The 10,855-nt window shown below is 45.0% G+C and carries 8 protein-coding genes and 1 pseudogene; 5 read left to right on the top strand and 4 right to left on the bottom strand.

The genetic code is table 11. From position 1 onward, the window contains the following. Nucleotides 1-128 precede the first annotated feature (128 nt). The 4 genes from vmeP (at nt 129) to CAG68_RS15755 (ending at nt 6,602) form a co-directional block, all read left to right on the top strand. Nucleotides 129-1,271, top strand: a complete 1,143-nt coding sequence (gene vmeP / locus CAG68_RS15770) for an efflux RND transporter periplasmic adaptor subunit VmeP (RefSeq protein ID WP_005391278.1) — start codon at nt 129-131, stop codon at nt 1,269-1,271. Nucleotides 1,272-1,281: 10 nt separating this feature from the next. Beyond that, nucleotides 1,282-4,422, top strand: a complete 3,141-nt coding sequence (gene vmeQ / locus CAG68_RS15765; protein ID WP_086047272.1) for an efflux RND transporter permease subunit VmeQ — start codon at nt 1,282-1,284, stop codon at nt 4,420-4,422. Nucleotides 4,423-4,542: 120 nt separating this feature from the next. Next, on the top strand, nt 4,543-5,628 hold the full coding sequence (locus tag CAG68_RS15760; RefSeq protein WP_161441344.1) for an outer membrane protein transport protein: 1,086 nt from the start codon (nt 4,543-4,545) through the stop codon (nt 5,626-5,628). A 176-nt stretch (nt 5,629-5,804) separates the two neighbouring features. Continuing rightward, on the top strand, nt 5,805-6,602 hold the full coding sequence (locus CAG68_RS15755) for a hypothetical protein (RefSeq protein WP_033906800.1): 798 nt from the start codon (nt 5,805-5,807) through the stop codon (nt 6,600-6,602). A 47-nt stretch (nt 6,603-6,649) separates the two neighbouring features. On the opposite strand, the gene speG is transcribed toward CAG68_RS15755, so the two are convergent. Then, a complete protein-coding gene (gene speG, locus CAG68_RS15750; RefSeq protein ID WP_005375417.1) occupies nt 6,650-7,189 on the bottom strand; it encodes a spermidine N1-acetyltransferase in 540 nt (179 codons plus the stop codon). A gap of 246 nt (nt 7,190-7,435) precedes the next feature. Between speG and CAG68_RS22200 the strand changes: the two genes are divergently transcribed. Next, complete coding sequence (locus tag CAG68_RS22200) at nt 7,436-7,588, top strand: hypothetical protein (RefSeq protein ID WP_005375418.1); 153 nt, start codon at nt 7,436-7,438, stop codon at nt 7,586-7,588. Nucleotides 7,589-7,700: 112 nt separating this feature from the next. Here the strand turns inward: CAG68_RS22200 and CAG68_RS15745 are convergent. From CAG68_RS15745 to copI, 3 genes and pseudogenes are all read right to left on the bottom strand, one after another. Then, a pseudogene (locus tag CAG68_RS15745) lies at nt 7,701-8,739 on the bottom strand (diguanylate cyclase). 282 nt (nt 8,740-9,021) lie between these two features. Beyond that, nucleotides 9,022-9,873 carry a carbenicillin-hydrolyzing class A beta-lactamase CARB-42 gene (locus CAG68_RS15740; RefSeq protein WP_005375420.1) on the bottom strand — a complete coding sequence of 284 codons (852 nt, stop codon included), beginning with the start codon at nt 9,871-9,873 and terminating at the stop codon, nt 9,022-9,024. A gap of 324 nt (nt 9,874-10,197) precedes the next feature. Continuing rightward, nucleotides 10,198-10,764, bottom strand: a complete 567-nt coding sequence (gene copI, locus CAG68_RS15735) for a copper-resistant cuproprotein CopI (RefSeq protein WP_025768489.1) — start codon at nt 10,762-10,764, stop codon at nt 10,198-10,200. Between the last annotated feature and the right edge of the window lie 91 nt (nt 10,765-10,855).

The following is a 10,855-nucleotide window of genomic DNA, read 5'->3' as shown; positions in this document are numbered from 1 at the left end:
ATGGTGATCACCGTATCGAATTTAACTACCAATTCTAACTCCCTCGTTTATTTCCAGAATAGAAAGTGCGTTTATCCATATATTTAAATATTTAGGCTAGGGCACTTTCTACATAAAGTAGGTTTATCATGAAAGCCAAATATAAATTTGCGTTGGTATCTATTGCTATATCTTCTGCATTACTATCAGGATGCAAAACTGGCGATATCGCAACGAAAACTGCCCAAGCACCCTCTGTTGAAACCGTTACCCTAACCGAAACAAAAATCACTCCTTATCATACTTTTATCGGTCGAACTGAAGCGGTAAATGACGTTGATATTATGCCTCGAGTCGGTGGCGAATTAACCGCGATTCATTTTAAAGATGGCGATATGGTCGAAAAAGGCCAATTGCTGTTTGAAATCGACGACCGTCCTTACAAAGCGGCACTGGCGTATGCAAAAGCGTCGTTGCAAAAAGCAAAAGCACAACTCGTTCAAACTACGCGTGATGCAGAACGTGTGAAGAAACTCATCAAAGATAAAAGCATCAGTGAGCAGCAATACGATGACGCCATTGCCGCGCACGCCGCAGCGATTGCTTCGGTAGAAGAGGCGAAAGCGACGCTGGTTTCAGCAAGGCTCGATCTTGAGTTTAGCTCTGTGCGTGCTCCTTTCTCTGGCCGCGTGGGTTTCAGCAACTTCCGAGTGGGTGACCGTATTTCGAAAATTCAACTCGTTCCTCTTGTTTCGATCACTCAAATCGACCCAATTCGCTTTGGCTTTGATGTGGATGAGAAGCTCTACCGCCGAGTAAGAAGTGCCATTGATGTGGCTCATCGTAACGATGACAAACTGGATGTTGATTTAACACTGACGCTTTCAGACGGCTCATTGTATCCACTTGATGGCAAGATCTACGCCGTTGGCAACAAGATCGATTTAGAAACAGGCTCAATTCGAGCAGAAGCACAATTCGATAACCCAACTTACGCGCTTATGCCGGGTGAATATGGCAACTTGACCATCAAGCTGCGCAACAAAACCATTGATGGTTTGCTTATCCCATCGGCGGCTGTTCAACAAGACCAAGCGGGTGACTACGTCATGGTGGTTGGTGATGATCACGTGGTGTCTCGTCGTAACGTTGAACTCGGTCAGACCTACGGTGTGAAACGTGCTGTGCTGACTGGTTTGGCGGCTAACGAAAAAGTCATCGTCAATGGTCTACAAAAAGTGCGTCCGGGTGCAACGGTGAAAGACGTTGAGCTACAGAGTGAACAAGGCTGAGTGAGTACTGATGTTAAGTAAATTTTTCATTCACCGGCCGAAGTTTGCTTTGGTGATCTCACTGGCTATGACATTGATGGGCATGATCGCCCTGAAAGTCTTGCCAATTTCTGAGTATCCTCAAATCTCTCCAACGGTAATTACGGTGAGCACCATGTATCCGGGGGCAAACGCGGACGTGGTTAAAAAGACCGTAGCACAACCGATAGAAGCCAAAGTCAACGGCGTTGAAGACATGATTTACATGTCTTCTGTGATTGGTAACGATGGCTCATACACATTGCGTATTTACTTCCGAGTGGGCGCAGATGGCGATATGGCGCAGGTTCGTGTGAACAACTTGGTGGCACAGGCGACGTCGTCTCTACCACAAGAAGTAAACCAAATCGGTGTGACGGTTAAGAAGAAATCTTCCGACATGCTGGGCGTTATCACACTGCGTTCTCCGAAACAGTCTCACGACAGTATCTACCTTTCTAACTACGCGGATCTCAATATCGTTGAGCGTCTAAAACGTATCGAAGGTATGAGTGACATTACGCTGCTGGGTAAGAAAGACTACTCAATGCGTATTTGGTTGAACCCAAATAAACTGGCTACCTTGAAGCTTTCTGCTAGCGATGTTATTGGCGCAATTAAAACGCAAAACATCCAAGTGGCGGCGGGTAAGATCGGTGGTATGCCAGCTCCGGGTGATCAGCAATATCAATATGTTTTGCAAACCAAAGGCCGCCTTACTTCTGCGAAAGAGTTTGAGAACATCATCATCCGCGCGAGCAAGAAAGGTTCTTTGATTCGCTTGAAAGATGTGGCTAGTGTGGAAGTTGGCGCACAAGGTTACGAAGCTGATGGTCGTATGAATAACGAACCAGCCGCCGTTCTGGCATTGTACCAGTTGCCGACAGCGAACGCGCTAGACGTGATGGAACGCGTGAAAGAGGCCATGAAAGAGTACGAGAAATCGTTCCCAGATGATTTGGTTTACGACATCGCTTATGACTCTACCGAATACGTAGAGACGTCGATTGATGAAGTGTATGAGACGCTGGTGATTGCGGTACTTCTTGTCACCTTCGTTGTGTACGTTTTCTTGCAGAACTGGCGAGCGACCATCATTCCAACCTTAGCGATTCCGGTTTCCATCATTGCGACGTTCGCAATCATGGGCGTGATGGGCATTACCATTAACACGATCTCGTTGTTTGGCTTGATCCTCGCCATCGGTATCGTGGTGGACGATGCGATCATCGTGGTAGAGAACGTTGAACGGGTTATCCATGAAGAGCATTTAGACCCGATTCCGGCCACTATCCAAGCTATGAAAGAAGTGACGGGGCCAGTATTGGCAACGACGCTTATTTTGTTGGCGGTATTCGTACCGGTTGCGCTATTGCCGGGTATTTCTGGTCGAATGTTCAACCAGTTCGCGGTCACCATCTGTGTGTCGGTGCTGATCTCTGCGATCAACGCATTAACGTTAACGCCAGCGCTTTGTGCGTTGATGTTGAAATCTACTCACTCGCAACCTATTGCGCCTTTGCGTGCGTTTAACCGAGGTTTTGAAGCAATAACGCGCAAATACCAAGGTTTAGTTGGCTTCTTGAGCCGTCGTATTGTGCTGAGTATCGGTGTGTATGGCGCGCTTATTGCGGTGCTGGCGTTTGCGTTCATGACCGTACCTTCCTCTTTCGTACCGAACGAAGATAAAGGCGTGTTCATGGTCGAAATGCGTTTGCCAGACGCAGCAGCATTGCAGCGTACTGCACCATTAATGAAGAAGTACGTTGATGAACTAAAACAGATGGAAGGTGTGGAGAACGTGGTTTCGGTTGCGGGCTTCTCGGTAATTAACATGGCGTCGATTCCAAACTCGGGCATGTTGATCATCAAACTGGATAACTGGAGCAAACGTAAAGACCCTGAGCTACACCAACGTGCGTTGATGAATAAAGTTAACCAAATGCTGAACTCAACGCCAGATGCCGCTTCGTTCGTTTTCGCGACGCCGGCAATCAAAGGTATGGGTGCGGTGGATGGTTTCAACCTTGTGCTGCAAGACAACTTGGGCCGTTCTCCACAAGAGTTGGCAAAAACAACCGCTGATTTTGTTGGCCAAATCAATCAACTGCCTGAAGTGGCGCGTGCGTTCTCGATTTTCCGTGCGAATATTCCGCAACGTTACATCGATATTGACCGCGATAAAGCGATTTCGATGGGCGTACCGTTGAATGAAATCTTCAGCACACTGCAAGCACAGTTGGGTGGCGCCTACATTTCTGACTTCAACTTGTTTGGTCGTTCGTACCAAGTCAAAGTGCAAGCAGAAGAGCAATACCGTGACAACATCGACGACATCGACCATCTGTTTGTTCGTTCTAGCTCTGGAAAAATGGTGTCACTGGCAACGCTAGTGAAAGTGAAGCCGATCTTCGGCCCAGATACCTTGTCGAACTACAACATGTTCAGTTCTGCAACCGTGAACGGTGCGCCAGCGCCAGGTTACAGCTCGGGTGATGTTGTAAAAGCCATTGAAAAACTGGCTGCGGAATCTTTGCCAAGTGGTTACTCGTACGAGTGGTCAGGCATGACTTACCAAGAGATGAAAGCAGGCAACATGGCACCAATCGCGTTCGCATTGTCTTTGCTGTTCACCTACTTGTTCTTGGTGGCTCAGTACGAAAGTTGGACCATTCCTGCTGCGGTAATGATGGCGGTTCCAGTCGCGATTCTCGGCGCAATGGGCACGCTACTGCTGGTGGGACAACCGTTCGATTTGTATGTGCAGATTGGTGTGGTCATCTTGATCGGTATGTCCGCCAAAGTGGCGATTCTTATCGTGGAATTTGCCAAAGTTCTGCGAGAAGAAAAGGGCTTATCCATCATTGATGCTGCCAAAGAAGCTGCTCGAATCCGTTTCCGAGCAGTACAGATGACCGCATTCGCCTTCATCTGGGGGGTATTCCCGTTGGTGATTGCATCGGGTGCCGGTGCGGCATCTCGTCACTCACTGGGCTTTGCGGTATTCGGCGGCATGATTCTCTCTACGTTTGTTGGCACGTTACTGACGCCAGTGTTCTTCGTGATGATGCAATCTCTGCGCGAGAAGTTTAAGCGAAAGAAACCCACTGAACTTGAGGTGAGCGAGCAATAACGCTGATTTCAACTGACTGACTCCACAACACCCCCACGCTGTGTGCGATTGGCCAATGCCTTTCATTGATATACAACCACCGTCGCAGCGTGGGTTCCCCTAACAATAATAGGTTTTAACATGAAAAATCTTTCAAAAATCGTCGTAGCGAGTTCTCTACTGACTTGTGCTGCTGCGCAAGCGGGTGGGTTATACCTTTACGAAACAACAGCATCGGATATTGGTTTGGCATCCGCTGGTATGGCGGCTCGTGCGCAAGATGCCTCAGTAATGGCAGCAACCCCGGCTGGTCTGGCGAATGTTTCTGGTAAATCTTTCTCTGGTAACCTGATTGGCCTTTACGGTGACGCGCAACTAGACACGATGACTGGCGATGCGGGCAACGTGATTGGTTTTGTTCCTATGGCGTCGGCATTTTACAGCCAACAAGTGAACGACAAATGGACGCTGGGTATTGGTCTGTATGGCAACTACGGTCTTGGCCTCGAGTACGAAGGTCTTTTGGGTGATCATTTAGATATTCCTACAGCAACGACGCAAGCCTTGACCATTCAACCTTCCGCTTCTTACCGCATCAATGATCACTGGTCTGTGGGTGCGGCGCTTGGCATTCAGTACGGTATGTATGAAGTAGAAACGAAGGGAGCCTTGAACTTCAATGACGAAGACCAAGATACTCAGCTCAACGGCCGAGTAGGTGTGCTTTATGAAGCAACACCAGGCACTCGTCTTGGCCTGTCTTACTCTTCTGAAACCGAATTTGAATTCGACAAGAGTAACTCCATTGCTCCGCAACAACTGATCTTCAGTGCTTACCATGAAGTGAATGATGACCTAGCGGTGATGTTGAACGTGAACTGGCAAGACTGGAGCGAATACACAACCACGCTGGGCGTAGAGACACAAGACACTTACCAAATCGCATTGGGTAATCAGTACAAACTGAATGAAAAAATGATGTGGAATGCAGGTTTTGCATTCGATACCAGCATGTATGAAAGCCAATCAAACGGTGACATTACCGTTCCTACTGGCAAGGCGTACCGCATTGGTACAGGCATTGATTACAAATTGGATTCAGAAAACTCAATTGGTTTCGCGTTTGAAGCGATCTTGATGGAATCGTCAGAAACGCCACGCTTACAAGCTGGTTTTGATGAGCCTGCGCTGTACTTCATGAGCATGAGCTACAACTGGAAAAACTAATCATTCCTAATCGCTAAAACGCCTTCCTTACAGGCCATTCTACCCTAACTACCTGCACTGGATGCTGTCACACCATCTAAGGTAGTTAGGGCGCTTCTGTCACATCCAGTGAGTGATGATTCAAAAAGTATCTGCGCAGCTAAGTGCGGGTATTCAACATCTCAAAGGACTAAAAAATGAAAAATAAACTAGCGTTAGTGTGTATAACTTTGTTGGTTAGTACGCTGGCTCATGGTGCCGAGCATCGAGTAAAAGACAATAAAAACAAGTTGGCGGATGACCCAACAAAAGTCATCACGAAATTTGGCGCGTCTTACGCAAACAACTACGATTTTGATGATCAAAACATCTCATTCTCGGGCTCACTTGCGCTTGACCAAGCGCGCAAAATTAACCTGCGTATCAATGATGATGCGAGCGAGTGGCGTATTGGTGGCTCGTGGTTGTTTCCGGTCGGTATCGTGAACTTCAACTTCGGTAAAAATGAATACGTAAACGGCGCGGATCAAACCAACTACAGCGTTGGTACCTTTATGCCGCTAAGTTATTTCGGGATTGAGCCAGCAGGTTTCCAAATTTTCCCAATGGCAGGCTATACGTACAACACTGGTGATGTTCCTGTTTGTGACGGTGCAGAAAGTAGTCTCTGTAGCGAGCCTAACTTTACGGGTACGCCAAGTGCAGAGAATGGCTTCAATATGATAAGCTCTTCAGGCAGTAGCGGTTACGTTGGTGCATTTGCGCTGAAATCGTTTACCAAAAAGCTGACGTTAATCAGCTTCGCAGCAGGCACTTACGGCTCAGTAAACAGTGAAGGAGAGAACTACAAAGGCTTCTTTGGTGGTATTGGTCTTGGTTACCTCGTGAGCAAACGCCACTCTTTTAACGTAATGACGTTTGTCATGGACAACAACACCTATTTGGATGAAGCAGACAAGCGCATCGTGTTATCATATCAATATCAATTTGAATAAATAAAAACGCAGCCCAAATAGCTGCGTTTTTACTTTGATAGAATGAACTAGTGAATTGAGTTGTTTTCTTCGATCTTTTTCTGGTACTGGTGTTTTAATATATACATGCGCTTAACATCGCTGTAAGCGCCGTTAATAAAGTATTCTTCTACAAGGTGACCTTCTTCGATAAAGCCGCATTTTTTGTATAAGTGAATAGCGACTTCGTTATCCACTGCGACTAATAAGTAGATTTTACGTAGATTAAGAATTGAGAATGAGTAATCTAACGCACGATTAATCATCTCTGTCGCATAACCTCGGCCTTGATGCTCTGGGGCGATGATTATCTGAAATTCCGCGCTGCGGTGAATGTAGTTAATCTCGATCAGCTCAACTAAGCCAATTACGATGCCGTCTTCATCTTCGACGACAAAACGTCTTTCAGCGTCATCATGTATATGTTTTCGATAAAGTTCTTCGAGCTCGTCATAAGACTCGTAAGGTTCTTCGAACCAGTAGGCCATGATATTTCGGTTGTTATTCAGTTCATGAATAAAGCGCAAATCAGAACGCTCTAATGCACGCATTTTTAGGCCTTTCTTCATCATTTTTCTCCAATGAGGGCGGAGAATACCTCCGCACTTGATGCTAGAAAATATTACCGTATTTCACAAGAATCGCGCATCTTTTTTTGGAAAATATCCTGTGATTTTCAATGTGGAAACTTAGAGTTCACGACAAATATAAATTAATCTTTACGATAAAAAACTCGATTAGGTGCTTTGCCTAATATCGTATTAAATACCGCGCAACGACTTAGTGTCTTAATCTAAACAAACAAGGTATTCAATATGTTTTCAATCGGTGACGTAGTAGTAGCGACTAAAGGTATCGATCTTGGCGAAATGGTTGTTACAGGTTTAAGCAGTGGCGGTTTTTACACACATGTAAAAGCAGGCGAAAAAACACTAACTTACCCAGCTAAAGATCTTAAGAAAGCATAATTAAATTTGCTCATTCTTATTTTTAACTGGCTTAAAGTTCGTACTAGTTATTTTAAGCGGGTTAGAATCGATAAAAGGTAGCGCAATGAGTCGCTACCTTTTTTTATTTTTTCTACCTTTCTTCACCAATATGAAACTCAACGCGATTTCTTCCGGTTTCTTTTGCCTTGTAAAGTGCTAAGTCTGCGCGTTTAACAAGTGGTTCAAATGAGTCGTCGAGACGACAGACTTGAGTTACCCCAATACTCGCGGTGAAGCTCATATCACAACCTGAATGTTGAACGGTCGTCGTTTCTAGTGCATTACGAATTGTTTCTAATGTGTCTAGAGCTTGCTGTGATGAGCGACTTCTTAATACGATGGCAAACTCTTCACCGCCAACTCTGGCAAGTAAGTCACAATCAAGTAGATGACTTTTAATAATATTGACTGCATGGATCAGTGATTTATCGCCTGCGTCATGACCAAATCGGTCATTGAGGCTTTTAAAATTGTCGAGATCTAAAATAGCAACATGGAAGTCAATGCCCTGGGTTCGGTATTCATTTAGGCGGCTTTCGATTTGTCGCATGAACTCTCTGCGGTTTGGAATACCTGTTAGATCATCCGTCGTGGCGAGGTGTTCCATTTTCATAATCTGTATATGAAGGGCAATGTTTAAAGCAATCCAATTAGCGATGCACTGAAGCTGTGCCGCTTGTTCGTTTGTGTAAATGTGCGTTTGATGATGCGCAACATTAAGCGTTCCTAGGCAGACTTTACCGTGCATTAAAGGCCGTACCCATACCATTGGATGCGAGCATCACACAATCGATCTCATCAGATTGCGTAACATCGTCGCAGATCATCAGTTGTTGCTTTTTGAACACTCGGCCAACAAACGCTTGATGAATGGGCACTAAAAATTCAGCGGGAATCGCTTTACTACCAGAGAAAGAGTAGACCTTTAAATGATCATTGTTTTCATAAAGTGTGATACTCGCACGGTCAGAATTAAATATACGATTTATCCATTCTGCCACCGTATCAAGTACTTGCTGTAGTGTTTCCGATTGAGCTAAAAAGTGAACAAACCCTATCGGCATACATATCGGACTTTCCATGTTTTGCATCGATAAGTCATCAGGGTTAAAAGTTCTTTCAAGTCTCAATAGACATCTCCTTGGCAATGTTGCAAATAACAACAATAAATTACGTGAAGCTATTTTGTAGAAAATGTGCTTCTTGGTAAGAGTATGGTTTAATTATCGCCATTTGTGTGAATTTGGTTGCTTAATGTGGGCGTTAACTCACCCTAAATAAGTAAATCTTATACCTATTTATAAGTAAGTCATTACTCAATAAGTGGTGTTTTTAAGATGGAAGTACAGAATGAGCCCTTCTGGAAGAGAAGGGCTAGAAAAGGATACAAATAGGGTCAGGTGAGTGGTGACTTAATTGTCTTTGTACTTTTGTAAAATCAACTGACTTATCTGCGCAACGAGTTGGTCCCTAGCTTGAAGTGAGAGCTCGGTTTCTGTGACATAAATACTAATGTAAACAGGTCGATGATTTTCCTTCCATATAATCGCGTTAATGCCACGCGAACCATGACCTCCCGCACCAGAACGGTCTGCAATAGACCAACCTGTTGGTAATACAGAACGCATTAACGAGTCTGAAACTTTGTTGTCCTGCATCCAGATTTTTAATTGTACACGAGACTCATAAGACAACGTTTCGCCTTCGACCAAAGTTCGAAGAGTGTTTAGTATGGCGTTAGGTGTAGTTGTGTCGCGGCTGTCGCCTGGTGTGGCTTCGTTCAAGCGAGGTTCTATTCTGTCTAGGCGCGTTGCTTTATCTCCAATTGTTCGCAGAAACATTGTTACGGCCTTAGGGCCGCCAATTTCATTTAATACTAAGTTGGCTGCGGTATTATCACTCATTAACATAGCGGCTTCACACGCGTGCTCTATGCGTGTGTTTTGGCCTGCGAGCTTATCCATCACTGGAGACCATACAACGATACTGCGCTCATCGACTTTTGCGGTCGCATTTTTACTTAGCTTACCGCTGTCCATATCACTTAACATTTTGGCACAAGCTAGGGTTTTGAATGTGCTCATGAGTGGGAAGCGTTCATCGCCACGGTAATCCCAACGCTCGTCTGCTTGGGTATCCCAAACTGACACCCCAATTCTGCTTGAGGTTTGTTGCTCGAGGAGAGAAATGTCCTCATTCAGTTGGGACGCGTAACTTAGGGTTGAGCAAACCATTAGCCCAGCCAACAAAAATAACTTTTTCATGGATCGTGTTCTTCAATTTTAGTTTTAGTTCGCACGGTAGCGATGTCACGTAAACTATAACGAGCCAATACTCTAAACACTGTTAAATCTATGTCTATTTTATGTAGGATTCTTTGCAATACGCTTAAACGGTCTCAATATGGGGAGAAGAGTGTTGCTATCAAGGCCTGTAGTTTGGCTTATATATTACGTCGGTGATTCGGTCACAAAAATATCTTAGCGTGAGACACTGGCTCAGAATTTCTTATCATGAGCTAACGAATAGTTTGATCCAGAAATAAAAGGAGCTGAATCATCAGCTCCTTTGTCTAGTTGGATAATTACTTACAGTTCAATCTTTTTAACCATGCCCGATTCTGCATGGCCCGGAATGTTGCACGCGAACTCAACCTTGTTGTCTCCGTGGAAATGCCACAACAACTGCTTCGCTTTGCCCGGTTCGACCGTCACAGAGTTGCCCGAGTCGTGCATATGATCACCGCTCATTGTCTTCATCATTTCGCGATGTTCTAACTGCTCTTTGGCAGAACCGATTGTGAACTCGTGGTTGATCTTACCTGTGTTCATCACAACAAATTGCACCACATCGTTTGGCTCAATTTTAACGTCTTTTTTGAACTTGATGGTCATGTCATCACCCAAGATAACGTGTACCACCTTGTCTGGCTTTGCCCCTTTTGCTGGCATACCTACTGCCGACATGCCCGGCATATCCATCATGTTTGAATGGTCCATTTTACTGTGGTCCATCTTCATGCTGCCGTGGTTCATATTTTCATGTTTCATGTTGCTATGATCCATGTTCGCGTGGTCCATGTTTGAATGGTCCATTTGGGCAAACGCAGTCGTTGTTGTTAGGGCTAGAGCAAGAGTGATTAGTGTCTTTTTCATTTTTATATCCTTGTTTTAATTCATTAATAACTTGGTTGCTTCCCCTCAAACGGCATGTTTGAGAGGAAGGTAGGGATTAAGCCTTGTTACC

Origin of the sequence: Vibrio sp. V42_P2S4T144 (genome assembly GCF_009904715.1) — a bacterium.
Classification (GTDB): Bacteria; Pseudomonadota; Gammaproteobacteria; order Enterobacterales; family Vibrionaceae; genus Vibrio; species Vibrio alginolyticus.
The sequence above is the reverse complement of the archived record's forward strand: the minus strand, read 5'-3'. Positions and strand labels throughout refer to the sequence as shown.

Bases quoted from the DNA above. Each gene is read 5' to 3' on its own strand.
- vmeP (WP_005391278.1), top strand. From the start codon at position 129: ATGAAAGCCAAATATAAATTTGCGTTGGTATCTATTGCTATATCTTCT.
- vmeQ (WP_086047272.1), top strand. From the start codon at position 1,282: ATGTTAAGTAAATTTTTCATTCACCGGCCGAAGTTTGCTTTGGTGATC.
- CAG68_RS15760 (WP_161441344.1), top strand. From the start codon at position 4,543: ATGAAAAATCTTTCAAAAATCGTCGTAGCGAGTTCTCTACTGACTTGT.
- CAG68_RS15755 (WP_033906800.1), top strand. From the start codon at position 5,805: ATGAAAAATAAACTAGCGTTAGTGTGTATAACTTTGTTGGTTAGTACG.
- speG (WP_005375417.1), bottom strand. From the start codon at position 7,189: ATGAAGAAAGGCCTAAAAATGCGTGCATTAGAGCGTTCTGATTTGCGC.
- CAG68_RS22200 (WP_005375418.1), top strand. From the start codon at position 7,436: ATGTTTTCAATCGGTGACGTAGTAGTAGCGACTAAAGGTATCGATCTT.
- CAG68_RS15740 (WP_005375420.1), bottom strand. From the start codon at position 9,873: ATGAAAAAGTTATTTTTGTTGGCTGGGCTAATGGTTTGCTCAACCCTA.
- copI (WP_025768489.1), bottom strand. From the start codon at position 10,764: ATGAAAAAGACACTAATCACTCTTGCTCTAGCCCTAACAACAACGACT.